Origin of the sequence: Bradyrhizobium sp. 164 (assembly GCF_023073715.1) — a bacterium.
Lineage (GTDB): Bacteria > Pseudomonadota > Alphaproteobacteria > Rhizobiales > Xanthobacteraceae > Bradyrhizobium.
On the sequence record NZ_JADPKA010000082.1, the window covers coordinates 24,564 to 42,613 of the forward strand.

General features: G+C 63.6%; 17 protein-coding genes, 1 tRNA gene and 1 riboswitch. Of the genes, 11 read left to right on the forward strand and 7 right to left on the reverse strand.

What is annotated here, in order from left to right; genetic code table 11:
- Window positions 1–39 precede the first annotated feature (39 nt).
- The 4 genes from IVB01_RS25110 to IVB01_RS25125 all read left to right on the forward strand — a co-directional run bounded on the left by IVB01_RS25110 (window position 40) and on the right by IVB01_RS25125 (window position 5,733).
- Window positions 40–1,737 carry a type IV secretion system DNA-binding domain-containing protein gene (locus tag IVB01_RS25110; protein WP_247494970.1) on the forward strand — a complete coding sequence of 566 codons (1,698 nt, stop codon included), beginning with the start codon at window positions 40–42 and terminating at the stop codon, window positions 1,735–1,737.
- A 94-nt stretch (window positions 1,738–1,831) separates the two neighbouring features.
- Window positions 1,832–4,477 carry a MobF family relaxase gene (gene mobF / locus IVB01_RS35745; protein WP_247494971.1) on the forward strand — a complete coding sequence of 882 codons (2,646 nt, stop codon included), beginning with the start codon at window positions 1,832–1,834 and terminating at the stop codon, window positions 4,475–4,477.
- Between the two features lie 127 nt (window positions 4,478–4,604).
- A complete protein-coding gene (locus IVB01_RS25120; RefSeq protein WP_247494972.1) occupies window positions 4,605–4,793 on the forward strand; it encodes a hypothetical protein in 189 nt (62 codons plus the stop codon).
- Window positions 4,794–5,118: 325 nt separating this feature from the next.
- Window positions 5,119–5,733: a DUF885 domain-containing protein gene (locus IVB01_RS25125; protein ID WP_247494973.1), complete on the forward strand. Its 615-nt coding sequence runs from the start codon at window positions 5,119–5,121 to the stop codon at window positions 5,731–5,733.
- Between the two features lie 270 nt (window positions 5,734–6,003).
- On the opposite strand, the gene IVB01_RS25130 is transcribed toward IVB01_RS25125, so the two are convergent.
- The 3 genes from IVB01_RS25130 to IVB01_RS25140 all read right to left on the reverse strand — a co-directional run bounded on the left by IVB01_RS25130 (window position 6,004) and on the right by IVB01_RS25140 (window position 8,272).
- Window positions 6,004–6,318, reverse strand: a complete 315-nt coding sequence (locus IVB01_RS25130; protein ID WP_247494974.1) for a hypothetical protein — start codon at window positions 6,316–6,318, stop codon at window positions 6,004–6,006.
- A 225-nt stretch (window positions 6,319–6,543) separates the two neighbouring features.
- Complete coding sequence (locus IVB01_RS25135; protein ID WP_247494975.1) at window positions 6,544–7,947, reverse strand: PIN domain-containing protein; 1,404 nt, start codon at window positions 7,945–7,947, stop codon at window positions 6,544–6,546.
- Window positions 7,948–8,198: 251 nt separating this feature from the next.
- Window positions 8,199–8,272, reverse strand: a tRNA-Gly gene (locus IVB01_RS25140).
- A gap of 171 nt (window positions 8,273–8,443) precedes the next feature.
- On the opposite strand from IVB01_RS25140, the gene IVB01_RS25145 reads away from it, so the two are divergent.
- The 6 genes from IVB01_RS25145 to IVB01_RS25170 all read left to right on the forward strand — a co-directional run bounded on the left by IVB01_RS25145 (window position 8,444) and on the right by IVB01_RS25170 (window position 11,952).
- Window positions 8,444–9,022 (forward strand): methylated-DNA--[protein]-cysteine S-methyltransferase, encoded by a 579-nt coding sequence (locus IVB01_RS25145; RefSeq protein WP_247450657.1) that lies wholly within the window; start codon window positions 8,444–8,446, stop codon window positions 9,020–9,022.
- Between the two features lie 9 nt (window positions 9,023–9,031).
- Window positions 9,032–9,871: an AraC family transcriptional regulator gene (locus IVB01_RS25150; protein ID WP_247281815.1), complete on the forward strand. Its 840-nt coding sequence runs from the start codon at window positions 9,032–9,034 to the stop codon at window positions 9,869–9,871.
- 100 nt (window positions 9,872–9,971) lie between these two features.
- Window positions 9,972–10,250, forward strand: a complete 279-nt coding sequence (locus IVB01_RS25155) for a hypothetical protein (protein ID WP_247281816.1) — start codon at window positions 9,972–9,974, stop codon at window positions 10,248–10,250.
- 108 nt (window positions 10,251–10,358) lie between these two features.
- Window positions 10,359–10,718, forward strand: coding sequence for a VOC family protein (locus IVB01_RS25160; RefSeq protein ID WP_247281817.1), 360 nt, complete (start codon window positions 10,359–10,361; stop codon window positions 10,716–10,718).
- A gap of 244 nt (window positions 10,719–10,962) precedes the next feature.
- A complete protein-coding gene (locus tag IVB01_RS25165; protein ID WP_247281818.1) occupies window positions 10,963–11,364 on the forward strand; it encodes an SRPBCC family protein in 402 nt (133 codons plus the stop codon).
- A gap of 99 nt (window positions 11,365–11,463) precedes the next feature.
- Complete coding sequence (locus IVB01_RS25170; protein ID WP_247450598.1) at window positions 11,464–11,952, forward strand: hypothetical protein; 489 nt, start codon at window positions 11,464–11,466, stop codon at window positions 11,950–11,952.
- Here IVB01_RS25170 and IVB01_RS25175 read toward each other — a convergent pair.
- The 4 genes from IVB01_RS25175 to IVB01_RS25190 form a co-directional block, all read right to left on the reverse strand.
- Window positions 11,949–13,394, reverse strand: coding sequence for an MATE family efflux transporter (locus IVB01_RS25175; protein ID WP_247281820.1), 1,446 nt, complete (start codon window positions 13,392–13,394; stop codon window positions 11,949–11,951). The two genes, IVB01_RS25170 and IVB01_RS25175, sit on opposite strands and share 4 nt — an antisense overlap.
- A gap of 162 nt (window positions 13,395–13,556) precedes the next feature.
- A complete protein-coding gene (locus IVB01_RS25180) occupies window positions 13,557–14,609 on the reverse strand; it encodes a hypothetical protein (RefSeq protein WP_247281821.1) in 1,053 nt (350 codons plus the stop codon).
- 104 nt (window positions 14,610–14,713) lie between these two features.
- Entirely contained in the window at window positions 14,714–15,127 is a 414-nt protein-coding gene (locus IVB01_RS25185; RefSeq protein ID WP_247281822.1) for a PAS domain S-box protein, read from the reverse strand.
- A 180-nt stretch (window positions 15,128–15,307) separates the two neighbouring features.
- Window positions 15,308–16,414: a 2'-deoxycytidine 5'-triphosphate deaminase gene (locus IVB01_RS25190; protein ID WP_247281823.1), complete on the reverse strand. Its 1,107-nt coding sequence runs from the start codon at window positions 16,412–16,414 to the stop codon at window positions 15,308–15,310.
- 110 nt (window positions 16,415–16,524) lie between these two features.
- A riboswitch (SAM riboswitch) is annotated at window positions 16,525–16,604 on the forward strand.
- A 73-nt stretch (window positions 16,605–16,677) separates the two neighbouring features.
- On the opposite strand from IVB01_RS25190, the gene IVB01_RS25195 reads away from it, so the two are divergent.
- Window positions 16,678–17,865: an O-succinylhomoserine sulfhydrylase gene (locus tag IVB01_RS25195; protein ID WP_247281824.1), complete on the forward strand. Its 1,188-nt coding sequence runs from the start codon at window positions 16,678–16,680 to the stop codon at window positions 17,863–17,865.
- Window positions 17,866–18,050 lie beyond the last annotated feature (185 nt).

Genomic DNA, 18,050 nt, shown 5'->3' on the forward strand with positions numbered 1-18,050 from the left:
CAAGCGACCAAGCGCGTGCGCTTCCCTGTCGGCGTGGCCATGCTGGTGATGGCGGTGTGGGTGGCGTTTTGGGTCGTTCCGCCGATCGGCTGGTACGCCGACGCGCCGTGGACCGGGTCCGGTCCGCTGCTGTGGGACGCCTTGAGCGCGTCGTACTCCGGCGTACTGGCCGAATGGCCGACGGTCATTCCGGCCTGCACTCATGCGCTTGCAGCTTTCGCAACCGCCTGGCGCATTCCGATCGCGACCAACATGGTGTTCGAGTTCTACATCCGCATCGGCGGCTGCTTGCTCGCCTGGCTCGCGGCCTGGTTGACGGCCTCGCGCATCATGATGCGCGACGCCGCTATCATCGATACGCGCAGGCACTATGAAGGGCTGGAACTGCAGCAAGGAGGCGCTGCCAGGAGAGGCGCTTCGGCGTTCATGGCGCAAGAGGATCAGCAGAAAGGCCTCGGGATTGCGCTGGGGCCCGGGGTGATTCTGTCGCGGCTGCGCGAGATTCGCGGCGTGCTGCTTCTGGGGGCTCCTGGATCGGCGAAGACACGAATCATCTTGCATCTATTGCAAGAGATTCTTGCCGCGATGTACCGATGGCCCAACCGTAATGTTCGCCTCCTCATCCACGACACCACCGGGGAGATTCTAAGCGGCCTCCCGCTGCCTGATGCTGCCTTCGCGGCGCTGCACGGGCACCGGTCGGGCGGCTACGCCTGGGCAGTCGGGCGTGACGTGCTGAGCAAGAGCGACGCCGAAGCCTTCGGTGCGCTGCTCGCCCCGCATACCGATGAAAGCATCTGGGAATCCGGCAGCGGTACCCTGCTCGCCGGATGCGCGGTGCTCTGCCAGAGTGGTCACGGGACCGCGTGGGGCATGCCCGAGTTCTATGAGGCGGCGCTGTCAGATCCGGTGGAGCTCAAGACGCAGTTGCAGGCCGTCTATCCGCCAGCAGCCGAGCTGATCGAGGTCGATCCCGAGACCGGCGGATTGTCGCGGACGACCGTGAGCTTTTTCCTGTCGCTGCGTGCCGCCGTGCTGCGGTTCCTCCGGCCGCTCGCGGACAACTGGCGCGATTTTCCCGCAAACCGGCAGTTCTCGTTTCGGGAATGGCTGGACGGATCCAATCCCGCCCAGCCGCGAACGGTCGTGGTGCAGCGCTCTGGCCGCTATCCCGAACTCTCCGCGGCTTGGATTGGCGCCATCGTCGACACCATCGCGGCCCACGTGAACGACGAGTCGTTTCCGAACTCGCAAACGCGCCGCATCTTCCTCTGCCTCGATGAGCTGGCCTCGCTTGGCCGATTGCGCCGTTTCCCGGACCTGGTCGATCTCGGAAGAAACAAGGGTGTGGGTGTCCTGGCTGCCGCCCTGCATGAGATAGAGCAGCTCCAGGAGCGCTATGGCGAAAAACTCGCAACCAGTATCTTGCGTCGGTTCCGCACCAAGATCGTCTGCCAGCAGAACCTTGACGGAGGCACCGTGCAGTTCTCCGAGGAAATGATTGGCAAGCGGACTGTCGAAGTGGAGGAAACTACCACGACCGCAACGAGCGGTCCGCAGGGCACGACGACCTCGCAGAGCAAGGCGAGCGTGAGGAAGGAGGTACCCATCGTTCGCGCCGAGCGCTTGGCCTATGAGCTCGGCGTGTTCGGCAACACCGTAAAGGCGATCGCGGTCGGCATCGGCAATCCGGCGCTCCTGACCTGGCCGGTCACCATTTGGCGCCGCCGTCGATAATAATAGCCGAGGAATCTGGCTTCAAGCTTCGTTCCCGAAATTTGTCAGCCTACTCGGGTGTAATTGGAAGGCCTCCAAACGGGGGCCTTTCTTCGTGGTTGCGACCTGGAATCCAGCAGCGGCGAGCGCCTACTACACGCGCCAGCGTGAGACTGAGTATTACGCCGGCAGTGGAGAGCCGGCGGGGATCTGGTACGCGCCTGCTCGTGACTTTGCTGTAGTCGATCGCTCGCCCGTCGACCGCGCCACCTTCGAACGCCTCTACCATGCGCTCGATGAAAACGGCGTGTCGCTGCTCGACCAGGTTCGCCGACACAGAGATCGCACGCCGGCCTTCGACGTCACGCTGAGCGCGCCACGCTCGGTCAGCTTGGTTTGGGGTCTTGGATCGCACGAGACAAAATGCCTGGTCGAAGCGGCCCAGCAGAACGCCGTTCGCGCGACGCTCGGCGTGCTGGAACGCGAGGCAACCTGGGCGCGCCGCGGATTCAATGGCGCGTTCCTGGAAAAAGTTGCGTTGACTTCCGCTACGTTCCAGCACGGGGAAAGCCGAAAAGCTCAGCACAGCGACGGACGCGTGTTCGCGGATCCGAATCTGCATACACATTGCGTGTGCCTGAACATCGCGACACGTCAAAGCGATCATACAGTCGGCGGGCTGCATTCGAAACTCATTCGCGACTTCAAGATGGCGGCCGGCGCAACATATCATGCCGCGCTGGCGCATGAGCTTGAGAAGATCGGATTTGCGATCGACCGCATTGGCAAAAACGGCGTCTTTGAAATTGCCGGCGTCGATGATGCAACGATTAAGTATTTCAGCGCGCGACGGCAGGAGATCGAGGACGAGCTCGCCGAACATGGCGTCACAAGCGGCCAAGCGACTGCGCTGGCGGCCGCCATCGCCAAGGCGACGCGAAGCAGCAAGCGTGAGAGGGAAAGCGTCGGACGGGAGGACGTCTGGCGTGATGCCGCGCGATCGCTGGGTATCGAGACAGGCGCGTTCGCCGAAAGCTTGCGCGACCAATCAAACACGGCTGATCAGGAGGCCGGGGAACGATTGCTCTCCGAGCGATTGGCCGCGTTGCCAGCCAACCTCACCGAGCGAGAGAGCGTCATCGAGCGACGGGAACTCTTGCGCTCGGTCGCAATGGCCCTTGTCGGCACCGGCCTGCCGGTCGAGCGCGCGGATGTCGAGCTCGATCGCCTGCTGAGCCAGGGCGCCGTTCTCGAGATCGGCCGTGATGCGCTTGGCCTGCCCTGCTACTCCACTCCGGAAATGCTCGCGATCGAGCGGGACGTCGTCGAACAGGCGCAACGTCTCGCGAACAAGCCATGGCTCGCCATCGATCCGAAGTCGGTAACGGATCGTTGCCGGGCTTGCGGGCTCACAGCTGAGCAGACAGAGGCGGCGCTCGCCGCAACCACAAACTCGGCGGTCGCTATCGTCGAAGGCGCCCCTGGAGTGGGCAAGTCGACGCTCCTGGCGCCAGTCGTGGAGGGATACGCCAAAACCGGATGCCGGGTGATCGGCGCCGCATCCGCGTGGCGTATCGCCAACATGCTCCGGGATGACCTCCGAATCGAGGCGCGGGCGACGGCCTCCTGGATCGCGCGGCTCAAAGCCGGCGAGAAGGTTCTTGACGAGCACACGGTTCTGATTGCCGACGAGGCCGGCCTGCTCTCCTCGCGCGACATGCACGCGCTGCTCGGCGCCGTCACCAAGGCCGGCGCCAAGATCGTTCTCGTGGGGGATCGGCGTCAGCTCCAGGCCATCGGCGCCGGCCCTGGCTTTGATCTGGTGGCGCGCGCCGTTGAAGCTGCCCGCGTCAACATCATTGTTCGCCAGCGCGAGGTGTGGGCGCGGGAGGCCATCACAGACTTCGGCACCGGGCAGGCAGCGCGCGGGCTCGAGGCGTTCGCAGATCGGGGCCTCTTGGTCGAGGCGGACGGCGCCAAGGCGGCCATCACGGAGGTGCTGAATTCGGCGGAGCAAGTCCATGCACGCGATCCCGGTGCCTCGGTCCTGATTGTTGCCAAGTCCAACGCGGCCGTTGCCGCGATCTCGCAGGCGGCGCGCGAGCGCCTCAAGAACAGCGGCATCATCAAGGGCACCGAGGTCAGCTTCACCGCGGCGACTCCATCCGGTCACTCGACCCAGATCGAGCTGGGGGCCGGGGACAAGATCAGATTCCTCGTTCGCGATGACGAACTTGGCGTCGTCAACGGCTCCACGGCGACCATCATTACAGTCAGTGAGTCCGCCGGGCCCTTCAGCAGCGCCAATCGGATTCTCATCGAGGCCGACATCGGAGGGCAGCGGATTGCCTTCGATGCAGCGCGGCTTGCCGACGCGCAGGGACGTCCCCGGCTTGGCTGGGCCTATGCTTCGACAGTCTACGGCTGCCAGGGCCTCACGGTCGATCATGCGGTCGTGTATCTGGATCACAGCTACAATCGCCATGACGTTTACGTGGCGGCAAGCCGTGCGCGGGAGCGGACGACGCTCGTGGTCGACGCCAAGAGTATCGATCGCCGCCTCGCCTCCGAACTGCCCTTCGATCAGCAGCGCGATGATTTGGTCTTTTCGGCTAACCAGCGTCAAAACTGGCTGGCCGAACGGCTCGCGCGCGCCTCGCCGAAGATTTCCACGCTCGACGTCATTGAGAGTTCGCGACCATTCGAGCGGCAGACGCAGAAGGACCGGCATCATCGACGGGAGCTCAGCTATGAGCTCTAGACCGATGGCGGCGCGGTCGCGCATCAAGCTGCGGACGAGGGAAGCTGGCGCATACGTCCGTGCGGCTGCTCGTCCTGGTGTGGCGAAGAAGAGAGGACGTCGGCAGCCACAAACTGAGGACTTTCAGGTGTCGCTTGATCTCCCGCCCACGCCGCCGATTCTGGATCGGGAGTTGCGCGCGGCTGAGGTTTTGCTTGGCCGCGAACTGCAGGATCGCTATCCTAAGTCACCGGGCAATGTCTGGATTGCATCAGAATTCGATGAAGCGGTGGATGCATTACTTTCGGATACTTGGCAGCATATCCGCGTCGTGTAACTGTCGCGGAAGAAAATGCGTCGCTGAAGTCGCTCGCTTGCACGTCCCAGTGAAACGAGTTCTGCAAGGTGAAGATGGCGCGGTGATACAGAGATTGGTGAAATCTGTCGGGGGGAATACTGACTGTTCGCCAGTCGGCCTTGGCGTTCAGAAGCACGTCGAGCACGCGCGCTTCTCGGTACCTCTCACTGGGTCTAATCCCCTTCAGTGGTCGGCAGTCACGGCAGGCAAGTCTCCGTCCGTAGCAGGACTAAACCTGCGGGGCCGCCGGACATAGAACTACCTCCCAAGTTATGCCATGGTTTCCGCAACCAGGGAGGGAGACATGGCGGACGAAGAGAATTGGGTGATGCTCGAGGAGCCCGAGCCAACCGAGCGGGAAAAGCTCTTTGAGGAAACTCACAAGCGTTCCATGGAGCGCATCGCCCGCATCGACGACATGATGCAAGCCGTGGTGAAGGCCCAAGTCACTGTCGAGGGATCTCTGATCGAGATGCTGGAAGCCTATGGGAAAGACCCCGCGCATTACTTCTTCACGTCCAAGAAGATCAAAGCGCTAAGGGATATTGACCCTCCCGGAGTCGGCAGACCGATGTGGGACCTTCTGTTGCAAGCGTCCTACGTCCGAAACGAACTCGTCCACTCCCTGAACGAAGCAAAGACAAAAGAGGAGAGCGACAAAACCTGGGAAGCGTACCTGACGATCACGCAAAATGAACGGCAGAAGCAATCGATCCGGGACATGACTGACACTCAGATGGTGACAAGCGCCATCTATCACTGTGGCAGCCACATTGTAGCCGCTACCGAAAAGCTGACCGCCGAAAGAAAAAGTAGTCACCTCTGCTCCGGTTTCCGGTGCGCGATATACGTGGCGGTGCATTCTCCGACGATAAGGAGCAGAACGGCGCAGAACGTCAGGACGTCGTGGACATTGTAGATGATTGCGGCCCAACCGATGGTCTTCATAAGAACGATCCCTCAGCCCATGGGGCTGTTTGCAATTGCAGGGATCGCTTTGCGTGGCCTGTGGCCCACCACGCGGTGCTTGTCGCGGCACCAGAGATCATGTCGCCCTTTAGCGTCCGGCTGGACGGGGCATCACCCCAGAGTTTCCATTGATCATAGACACAGACCCCGATGTCCACCGACAGGGCGTAGGTGGGAGGCCTGTCCAGTGACTTATGGGCGGCCGGCGTCATTGCAAGCCTCAGAACGTCGCTTTTTTGCGAATTGCACGCGCTTCCGATGCCGAGAAGCGGTACCCCGTCATGAACTGATGTCCGTCGGCGTGCTCCAAGCCGATCAGGGCGAGCTGTACCCACCTAGGCAGCCGCGTGGTTGATTTCTCCCAGGTGATAATGGTCTGGCGAGACCCTACCTCCAGAGCCAAACGCAACATGTCCTGGGTCATGTCGTACTTTTTGCGCCAAGCCCGGAGGTCCGCGCCGGTGATTCCCGGCGAGCCCATGAATGTCGGTTTTTGGATGTCTAAATTCGCAACATTTTCGATCGATTCGGTCATGGATGCCTCAAAAGGCAGCTAGTTTTCGGATGTCGGCACCATGACAATCGCACCACAAAATGAATAAATCATAAACGAACGCGAAAACTTTCTCCGTTCGAAAGCCACAGCGCAATGCGCGGGGTCGCAGGGGTGACGAGCTAACTCGCTTTCGATAGCAGGAGTGTTTCCCTGTACTCCAGCAGGTGCTCACCCAGTGGCGTTCGCGAGCGGTCCAGCGCGACCCTATGCCCCTACCGGTGGCAGATCGGACGTCGCAGGAAGACGCCTTGCTGCGACCTTCTCATAAAGGTGATCGCAAATGACGACCAGCAGCTCCGCGCAGACGCCACTGGCGGCAACAAGCGACATCATCGGCAGAAAATACAGGATTAGGTACGTGTGCCAGACGTTCGCCTGGCCATGGGGGGCATGAACCACATGATGCAGGCCCGCCAACGCCCATCCGGACATGATCCCAATCACGACAAGAATGATTGCTTTAGCGATACGGGTTCCCAGCGTCTTGCTGCAGATGAGCGAGATGCAAGCCAGAACGACAAGAATCTGCAGACAGACGTAGCCTGCCGTAAAGGCGACACCCAATCCCGAATCCAGAAAGCCAGACGTGAAGCGGGCCTTGTTGGCGACGTATGTGAACACCACGGCCGCATCCTTCGCCGGACGCGATCCGTCATTCGACATCGCCCATCGCAGCAGGACGAGCGGGGCAGCCTCGTCTCGGCCGACATGCAGGCCCCGCAGCGACTGACGGCACGTTTCGATCCAGGCCGGGTAGCGTACGTCACGGTAGTTCGCGACCTCGTCGTCCGACTGCGGCGAATATTCGATCGTCTTAGTCTCGCCCCAGACGTCCGTTGACGTCGACGTTGGAGGCGGCGAGAAGTCCGCGCGCGCTGGATGCTTCGCGCGGAGAGCCTCGCTCAGCGCGTCCACCTCTAGCTCGGCAAGGGGCTTCGCAACCTTGTCGACGACCGTGACGACGCCGTCCGCGTCGGCGGTCTCGCAGCGGATGACGATCCTCGGCTCCAGCGACCGGTACATCGCCAGATCCTTCTTGGCCTCCTTGAGTTGCTTCGCTTCGGTCGATTCCGCGGGTGGCCGTCGCCAGCCGGGGTCGATCAGTTGGAACGGCACTCCGAAGTCGGCGGCGGTTCCTGCCGCGCCTGCGTCATCGGTGAAGAGTTTCACGTCGTAGCCGGCAGCCTGCCCTGCCAACGTTGCAACGATGCCGACGAGTTTCTCGTCAGGCTTCCCGTAGTCCAAGTGATCTTCGAGCTTGGGATCCGGCCTGACGCTTGTCATGCGCCGAAGCATGACCCGGGGCCCCGAATCCTGGATCACGGCCTCGGTGGCACCCGACGTCAGCATTGCGCGGAGACGGTTAAAGATATCAATCGCGCGATCCCGCGTGCGGCCGGTGCTCTTCTTGTGCTTGTCGATCTCGTCGACCACAGGCTTGGTCAACACGATGATGATCGGGTCCGCCGCCAGTTCACTCCAAAGCAAATGCTCAAGCGGCTTGAACTCGAAAAAAAGATTCGTGTCGGCGACGAGATGCAATTCCATCGGCTTTACAATACCTGCTGGGGACGAAATATCGTATCCGAACGACCGACGTTCAAGCATTTGCGGCACTCTTAGTGGTTTCGAGGCCGCAGATTCACTGGCGATAAGGCCTGACAACATCGCCGCAGTGATGCGGACGCCAAGGGCGGCTTGATGCGCGGCCTCGATGTTGGCGCGTGCGTCGTCGGATCATTGTCCGCCACTACCGGCAAGCATTGCGTTGTAGAAGTGTTGTAGAACTTGAGTGCCCCCAGCCCCGGTCGGGAACCTCGGCTCCACTACAACTCATTGTGAAATATATTGAAACAGGCTGGAGCGGGCGAAGGGAATCGAACCCTCGTATGCAGCTTGGGAAGCTGCCGTTCTACCATTGAACTACGCCCGCGCACGCGTGCTTCGCGCACCCCCTGATTAGCCGAGACGGCGCCGCGAGCCAAGCGCTTTGGCGCAGGCAACCTGACGCTTCTTAACGGTTTGGCAAGATTCCAGGTGCGCCGGATTGTGGCGGTGTTATGATTTCGTGTCTGGGGAGACGTGCACTGAGTGGGGCGTGTGCATCGTGGGGCGTGGTTACGCGATCTTCGACACGGCCATAGGGCGCTGCGGCATCGTCTGGAGCAGCACCGGCGTGGTCGCGGTGCAATTGCCGGAGGCGCGGGAGATCGACACCCGCCGCCGGATTTTTGCGGTCCATCCCGAGGCGCGTGAGCAACGGCCGTCCAAAAACGCCGAGCTTGCAATCGAGGGCATCGTGGGCCTGCTGCAGGGCAGCGACCCCGATTTTTCCGACGTCAGCCTGGACGCCGGCGGCGTGCCCGCCTTCAACCGGCGCGTCTACGAATACGCCTGCACCATTCCGCGCGGGGACACGCGCACTTATCACGAGGTTGCGAAGGCGCTTGGCGCCTCCGGTGCCGCGCATTCGGTGGCGCAGGCGATCGCAAAAAATCCCTACATGCTGATCGTCCCCTGCCACCGGGTGCTGGAGGCCGGCAATTACACCGACCGACTCTCGCCCTACGCCGGCGTGATCTCCAAGCGACGGCTGCTGGCGCTCGAGGGCGCCCATCCCATCGCCAGCAAGACGCTGTTCGAGGTGCTGCTGCCGGTTGCCCCGCCACGCGCGCCTACCTAGATAGGCGGCATGGAAGCGACCACGCTGCTGACGACGCCATCGCTGACGGTCTCCGAATTTCGCTGCGATGCGGGACCGGAGGACACGCCATTTGCGGAATGCCGCACCGGCCATTCCATCGCCTACGTCCGCTCCGGCAGCTTCGGCTGCCATTGCCGCGCCGGCTTCTTCGAACTGGTGGCGGGCTCGATGCTGGTCGGCGCCCCCGGCGAGGAATACACCTGCACGCATGAGCACGTGTGCGGCGACGTCTGCCTGTCCTTTTTCCTCAGTGAAGATCTGGTCGACGCGCTCGGGGGACGCCGCGAGGTCTGGCAGGTCGGCGCGACGTCGCCGCTGCCCGAACTGATGGTGCTGGGCGAGCTGGCCCAGACGGCGGCAGATGGCAACAGCGATCTCGGCCTCGACGAGGTTGGCCAAATCCTGGCCGGCCGCTTCATTGAGGTCGTCTCGGGCAAGGCGCGCAAGCCGGCGCGGCCCACTGCGCGCGACCGCCGCCGCGCGGTGGAAGCCGCGCTGTGGATCGACGACAATTCGCATGCCGAGCTCGACCTCGAGCAGGCAGCAAAGCAGGCCGGCCTCAGCCCGTTCCATTTCCTGCGGCTGTTCTCGGCCGTGCTCGGTGTCACCCCGCATCAATATCTGGTGCGCTCGCGCCTGCGACACGCCGCGCGGCTGCTCACCGAGGACGATACCGCGGTCACCGACATCGCCTATGACGTCGGCTTTGGCGATCTCTCCAACTTCGTCCGCACCTTCCATCGCGCCGCGGGCGTCTCGCCGACCAAGTTCCGGCAGGCCTCGAAGGGACAGCGCAAGATTCTCGACGAAAGACTGGCTGTGAACTGATGGGGCTCAGCGCTAAGCCTTCCTTGACCAGACGCGGCGGAATAGATCGCCTCCCGTGCACCGCGATAAAGTCCGACCGAAGCGTGCCGCGAGACGCAACGTGGAATGGATCCTGATCATCGGCATCGGCGCCTTCGCCTACTACCGCATGAGGCGTGCGCATGAGAAGGCGGACGAATATGCCGCAACCGGTATGGCGCGATCACCGCTGTACTGGTCAACCGCGGCGCTCACCATGACGTTGCTCGGCCTCTCCCTTTACATGGCTCATCTTGGGCACGAGGGGACGATTCCATGGGCCTATTGGTTGATCGTGGTTGTTCTGTTCATAATAATCCTGCTGCTGCGCCGCGCCTTGAAATGGCGCTACCCGATCTAGCTAGCACGGGCGGAGAGCAAGATTCTCCAAGAGCAGCTTGCCCTCAACTGACTAGGTTCGTCTCCGGCGCGCGCCATCAAGCGGCGCGCTTCTGCAATGGAGACGATCATGTACGACCACATCGGATTGCGCGTTGCCGACCTCGATGCCGCCACGCGCTTCTACACAGCAGTGCTGGCGCCGCTCGGCTATGTCCTGTGCTCGAGCGGCGACGGCTATGCCGGCTTCGGGCCGACGGGCGAGCCGGCGCTGTGGCTGCACCTCAACAAGGGACGCAGGGCCGACGGCGCGCATATCGCGTTTCGCGCCAAGGGTCACGACGCGGTCAAGGCGTTCCACAGCGAAGGCCTGAAGAACGGCGGTCGCGACAATGGCGGCGCCGGGCCGCGCAAGGATTACAGCCCGACCTATTATGCGGCGTTTTTGATCGACCCTGATGGCAACAATGTCGAGGCGGTTTGTGCGTGAGCGTGCTCGCGCCTCGCTACAAGCCGTCATGCCCCGGCTTGCCGCCTTCGCTAAAGCTTCGGCGGCCGAGCACCCTTGAGGCCCCGGCGTAGCCTTGGCGAAGCCGGGACCGGGCATCCCGTACGCCGCGGCTTCTCGATCCTATCACGTCGATCTCTGGAATACTGGTTCGCCCGATCAAGTCGGGCGATGACACCTGAGATGACGGCCCTATCGCCCGCCTCTCCACATTATAGGAATCCCCATGGCCTCCATCCACAATGACATTCCCCTTCCCGCCTCCGCGCGCGACGTCTGGGACGCGGTGCGCGACTTCGGCGCGCTGCATCAGCGGCTGGTGCCGGGCTTCGTCACCGCCTGCAACCTCGACGGCGATGCGCGCATCGTCACCTTTGCCAACGGTTCGGTGGCACGCGAGGTGCTGGTCGATTGCGACGACGCGCGACGACGGCTGGTCTATGCGATCAACAACGAGCGGCTGAAGCACTACAGCGCCTGCGTGCAGGTGATCGCCGAGGACGAGACGCGGTGCCGCCTGGTCTGGACCATCGACATGTTGCCGAACGAGCTTGCATCCTATGTTCAGGGACAGACCAGCGAAGCCGTGATCGCGTTGCACAGGGCTTTTCCGCCCGCCGCGGCGTGACCTTTCTCACAGCGATCCGCCCTCGCCAGCCGTAACCATGCGACGTGCGTCCGGTTGGCTCCGCTTTCCCGGCGGAGCCACGCACGCGAGGAGCATGCCATGAGAGGTGCGGACAAGGTGATCTGCCAGGCGGCCGCCGTGCTGCTATTGTTTTCCGTCGCGAGCACGCCGGCGAAGGCGCAGCTTGCGGGTTTTGGTGGTGGTGCCGATGGCGAGGACATGATGGCCCAGATGGCGCCAATGCTGGAGATGATGAAGGCGAAGATGGGCAAGCGCCGCTTCGCCATGCTGATGCAGACCATGGGCCCGATGATGAGTCGCATGATGGAGAACGGCGGCGGGCTCGGCGGCATGATGGGCGGCGGCCTGTCCGGCGGCAATCTCGGCGGCGGCTTCGGTGCGCCGAACTACGGCGGCTACACGCCGATGAGCGGCGGCTATATGCCGGCCGGGCTCGGCGGCATGGGCGGCCGCGACGTCATGGGCATGCTCGGCGGCGCCGGAGGCGGAGACATGATGGCGATGATCCCGCAATTGATGCGGCTCGCCAATGCCGGCGGCGGCCATCGCCGCCACAGGCATCGCTAGTCGGCAGCAGCTGACAGAGCTGGCCTGATCGCAGGTTTCATCTTGCGCGGTCCCCAGCGGGTCAGCACCACGCTGGAGCACGACAGCAGGCCGAGCACGACCATCGAGCTTGCGGCGAGCCAGAAGAAGCTCTGCGCTGTAGCGCCGTGGGCCGACAGCCACCAGCCACAAGCGGCGATGTAGATCAATCGCGCGGTCTGCGCCAGCACCGGCCCGATCACCTTGGCGGCGCCCTGCGAGGAGAAATACATCGTCGTTGCAAGGCCGAAGAAGGCGTAGAACGGTCCGACCGTCGAGAGATATTGATGGCTCGCCGCGCGCACGGCCACGCTGTCGGTGAAGATGTTGACCCAGAGATCGGGGAAGATCGCAACGAGGCATGCCGGCGCGCCGACCGCCACGAAGGCCGCAGCACTGGCGATCCAGGCGATGCGCCGGGCGCGCGCGATGCGGCCCGCCCCGATCGCCATCCCGACCATCGGCACACAGGCGATGCCGAACGAGAATGCGATCGAGGTCAGCAGGAATTCCAGCCGCGCGCCGATACCGTAGCCGGCGAGAATCGCGGTGCCGAACTGCGCCAGTATGTGAGTGAAGATCGAGATCGTCAGCACCGATTGCAGCGGCGAGAAGCAGGCGATGGCGCCGACCTTCAGGATGTCGAAAAACATCGCCCATTGGATGCGCAGGCCGCGCAGCTTCAGGACGATTCGGGCGCGGCCGGAGAACAGATACCAGCCCATCGCGCCGATGTTCATGCAATAGGCGATCAGCGCGCCGGCCGCGACGCCGCGCATGCCGAGCTGCGGCACCGGCCCGAGCCCAAGGCCCAGCGTGCCCCCCAGCACGATCTGCCAGACCGCCGAGTTGAGGATCAACAGCGACGGCAGCTTCATGTTGCCGGTACCGCGCAGGACGCCCGCCAGGGTGTTGAGCAGCCAGGGCAGCACCGCGCCGCCGAAAAACACCTGCGTGTAGGCGATGGCGTGGGTCAGCACATTGCCGCGGCCGCCGAGCAATTCCAGCAGGCGCGGCCCGAAGATCAGCATTCCCAGCATGAAGACGAGACCGAAGCTGATGCCGATCAGAATCGCGTGCACGGCGAGCGTTCCGGCGCGCTCGCGATCCCCGGCGCCGAGCGCACGCGCGATGGCGGAGGCCACCGCGCCGCCCATGGCGCCGCCCGACATCGTCATGGTCAGAATCACGGTCGGAAACACCAGCGCCATCGCGGCCAGCGCCTCGACGCCGAGCCGGCCGACATAGGAGGTCTCGGCGATCACCACGCACATGCCGGCCGACAACCCGATCACGTTCGGCCAAGCGAGCCCAAGCAGCGTGCGCAGGATCGGACCGTCGGTCAGCGCGCTCCTGACCGGCCGCGGAGGCGGCGGCAGCGGGCGCTCCTGTTCATCGACCGGGATTTCGGCGATGTCGGACATGTCTTCTCCCGGACACGAGCGCCATTTGCGGCGCGGCAATAAACAGGTGTGCCAATCAATCTATTCGCGCGCAGGGCGCGGCAGGGCTTGTTAGCATGGCGGGCGCCGATTCCTCCTGCGTCAGGTGCAGGCGTGCCCTGCGGCGGCGGCTTGTCACCGTCGCTATTCAATCGTCCAGACCAGCGGCGGGCGGCCGCCCTTCGCGGTGTGCATGCGCACGCCTATGTTTCTTCCGCATCCTGCAGCGAGGCCTTCGAACAATCCTTCCAGCACCTTGGCGCAGGTTTGGTGATAGTCGGCGACATCGTCCATCAGCCTCCAGCTCTGCTGATGGATTGCAAAGGCGCCTTCGGATTGCGAGGTCTCGGCCGCATCGTCCTGCGCGGCAAACAGCGCGCTCAGGAACGATGCGAATTCGCCCGCACCGCCGCGGCTCATCGCCAACGCCGCCGCGACCTCGTCGAAATATTGCATGCCGATCAGCTTGCCGGTGAGATGCAGGAGATAGCCGGCGTCCTCGGGGCCGAACAGCTGCACCATCACGGGCGCGGCGGTGCGGACATATTCCATTGCGTAGTTGCGATAGGCTTTTTCGAGCCGCGGTTTCGGCCAGCTCGCCACCGGCAAAGCCGGCGCGGTCTTCGCATCGAACGTAGGGGCCTCCAGATGCCGCGCGAACACCAGGCGCTGGTCAAGATCGAGCGGATGATCGTATTGATGATAATAGCCTTCGAGCCCATCCTGGCCGTCGACGCTCTGCTTGGTGCAGACGAAGCCGAGGCGGAGATCGCCGAGGGCTACGCCGTTGTTGGCGTGCCAGCCACGCAGCATCGCGCAGCTGACTTCGCCCGGCACGCCGCAGATCGCGGTGCCCTTCCAGATCCAACGCGGCGGCGGATAGCGGATCCAGGCCTTGGTGTCGCTCTCATACATGTATTCGACATGCACGCCGCCGATCCAGTTCGAGAGATAGTGATATTGCGCGGCAGCCACCGCCGGCGGCAGATGACGGAGGCCGAGCTTTTCCAGCCCCGGCAGGAAGCGCTCCTGCTGCTGGCGGCGGAACACGCGGAAGACAAATTCAGCGGCATCCGCCGTGCCGCGCCGCGTGACCACGGTGAGGATCAGGCCGGTGAAGTAGGCGTGATAGAGATCGGCGACCGCGCGCCAGCGTTTCCGTTGGGCTTGCTGCGCTGTGTCTGATGCGGCGGTCATGTTCGCTCCCGATCGTTGTTTTGATCGAATGTGTCACTGCACCCGGTGACAGGCAACATGGCACGCATGCAGACCGCCCTGCACGACGGCCCGTCAATTCCGCATCACGAATTTTGCGCAGCCTTGGCCGCGCGTTCGCGCTCGATGCGCTCCGTCACGTCGCGCGCCATCGCGACCGATCCGAGCACGGCTCCGCCGGCATCCCGTACCAGCGCGAAGGTCATCTCAATGTAGAGCTTGCGCCCGCTCTTGTGCAGCGCGCGTGTCAGCGTCGGCTTGCCCGCGAGCTTCATCGTGCCGCTGGCCAGCGCAGCCTCGAAGCCTTTCCAGTGCGCGGCGCGCAGATGCTCGGGAATGATCAGATCGAGGTTCTGGCCGAGCGCCTCCCCGGCGGAGAAACCGAACAAGGCGGCCGATGCCCGATTCCAGCGCATGATCGTGCCGGAGCGATCCGAATAGATCAGCGCGTCCGCGACGTCGTCGATGATTCTCGCGTCGAGTTGGGATGGATTGGTCATGACACCACCTCGCATGTAGCCCGGACTTCGGCTCGCATCCTGACACATACTCGGTGTCATCGCCCGACTTGATCGGGCGATCCAGTACTCCGCTGCGGAAGTTTCTTGCAACGAACTATCGCCGCAGAGTACTGGATGCCCCGGCCAAGCCGGGCATGACAGCGGAGCGTGGGGCTAGCGCTAGACCCGGAAATGCTTGCTCAGCTTCAGCCCCTGCGCCTGGTAGTTCGAGCCGATGCGCTGGCCGTACATCGCATCGGGACGCGCCAGCATCTTCTCGTAGACGAGGCGGCCGACGATCTGGCCATGCTCGAGGATGAAGGGCACCTCGCGCGAGCGCACCTCCAGCACGGCGCGCGCGCCTTGCCCGCCGGCACCGGCATAGCCGAAGCCGGGATCGAAGAAACCGGCATAATGCACGCGGAATTCGCCGACCAAGGGATCGAACGGCACCATCTCCGCGGCGTAATCGGGCGGGACCTGCACGGCCTCTTTCGAGGCCAGGATGTAGAACTCGCCGGGATCGAGGATCAGGCTGCCGTCGGGACGGGCCGACATCGGCTCCCAAAAATCTTCCACCGCATAGCCGGAGCGGCGGTCGACGTCGACGACGCCGGTGTGGCGCTTGGCGCGGTAACCGACGAAGCCGTTGGCCTTCTCGCCGGAGAGGTCAACCGAGACAGCGACGCCGCCGGACAGATCGGCATCGTCGATGTCGACGAGGCGCTCGGTCGCATGCAAGCCATCGAGCTCGTCGGCATTGAGGATGGCGTCACCGGTGCGGAAGCGTACCTGGGACAGGCGCGAGCCCTCGCGCACCAGCACCGGAAACGTCTTCGGGCTGATCTCGGCATAGAGCGGGCCGTGATAACCGGCGCCGATCATGTCGAAGCGGCGGGTCCCGTCGGCGATCACGCGGGTGAAGACGTCGAGCCGGCCGGTCGAGCTCTTGGGATTCGCGGCCGCGACGATCTCCGGCGGCAGCGCGAGGCTCTCCAGCAGCGGCACGATGTAGACGCAGTTGGTCTCGAGCACCGCGCCGTCGGCAAGGCTGAACTCGTGCAGCTTCAATTCGTCGATGCGCTCGGCGACGGTGGCGCCGGGACCGGGCAGGAAGCTGGCGCGGACGCGATAGGCGATGTCGCCGAGGCGCAGATCGAGGCTCGCCGGCTGGATCTGGCTTTCGACGAAGTCGTAGGCGGGCAGGATCAGCCCCGCCTCTGCCATCGCCGCAATCATGCGGTCAGGCAGGATACCATTGGCGTCGGCAGCGACCGTGAACGTCAACCGGGGGTCCTCAGCAAGGGGCAAACGCATCCCGAGATACGGGAAATACTAGCCTTTTACGGCTATCCGATGGACGCCTTGACGGAAAGGGCATTGCGGAATATGAGCATCACTTATCCCGTGGTGATTTGAGCCGGCCGGCTTGCAGCCACGTTAAATAAGTCGCTAAACAGGCCGGGGACCTCTGTGATCCCGGCCCATGGAGATATCCAGGCCGGTTTTTTTGTGACCATTTTTGCTCGAATGGTCATGTCGGAGGTCCTATGTCGAAGTCGCCTGCCACTTACCGTCCCGAAACCCGCCTGGTCCATTCCGGCACCCTGCGCTCGCAATATGGCGAGACGTCGGAGGCGCTGTTCCTGACGCAAGGGTACGTCTACAACAGCGCCGAGGAGTGCGAGGCGCGGTTCAAGGGCGAGGACCCCGGCTTCATCTATTCGCGCTATTCCAATCCGACCATCGCGATGTTCGAGCGCCGCATGATCGAGCTCGAAGGCGCCGAAGCCGCTCGCTCGGCGGCCACCGGCATGGCCGCGGTGACGACTGCGATCCTGGCGCCCCTGAAGGCGGGCGATCATGTGGTGGCGTCGCGCGCGCTGTTCGGCTCGTGCCTCTATGTGGTGCAGGATCTGCTGCCGCGCTACGGCATCGAGACCACGCTGGTCGACGGCCTCGACCTCGACCAATGGCAGCGCGCTCTCAAGCCGAACACCAAGACGTTCTTCCTGGAGAGCCCGACCAATCCGACGTTAGATGTGCTCGACATTCCCTCGATCGCCGAGATCGCGCACAAGGGCGGCGCGCGACTGGTGGTCGACAACGTGTTCGCAACCCCGATCTGGCAGAGCCCGCTCGCGCTCGGGGCCGACGTCGTGGTCTATTCCGCGACCAAGCATATCGACGGCCAGGGGCGGTGTCTCGGCGGCATCATCCTGTCCTCGGAAGCCTTCATCGCCGAGCACATCCACAATTTCATGCGCCAGACCGGCCCGTCGATCTCGCCGTTCAACGCCTGGGTCCTGCTCAAGGGCCTGGAAACGCTGGGCGTGCGCGTGCGCGCGCAGACCGACACCGCAGCGCGCATTGCCGAGGTGCTGGCGAGCCATCCCAAGATCTCGCGGCTGGTCTATCCCGGCCGCGCCGATCATCCTCAGGCCGCGCTGGTGAAGAAGCAGATGCGTGGCGGCTCGACGCTGGTCGGCTTCGAGTTGAAGGGCGGCAAGCAGGCGGCGTTTCGCGTGCTCAATGAGTTGAAGCTGGCGAAGATCTCCAACAATCTCGGCGACGCCAAGAGCCTCGTCACGCATCCGGCCACTACGACGCATCAGCGTCTGAAGCCCGAAGACCGCGCCGCGCTCGGCATCAGCGAAGGCTTCATCCGCTTCTCCGCCGGGCTCGAGCATGCGGAAGATCTGATCGAGGATCTGACCGCGGCGCTGGAGAAGGCGTGATCTTCTTACCCTCCCCTGGAGGGGGAGGGTCGGCTCACATGGAGCGCAGCGAAATGTGAGACGGGGTGGGGTGACGGTCTTTCCGCATCCAATGCCCGAGCGGAGAGATCACCCACCCCGCTCGCATTTCGTTGCGCTCCATGTGAGCCGACCCTCCCCCTCCAGGGGAGGGTAAGAAGACCGTT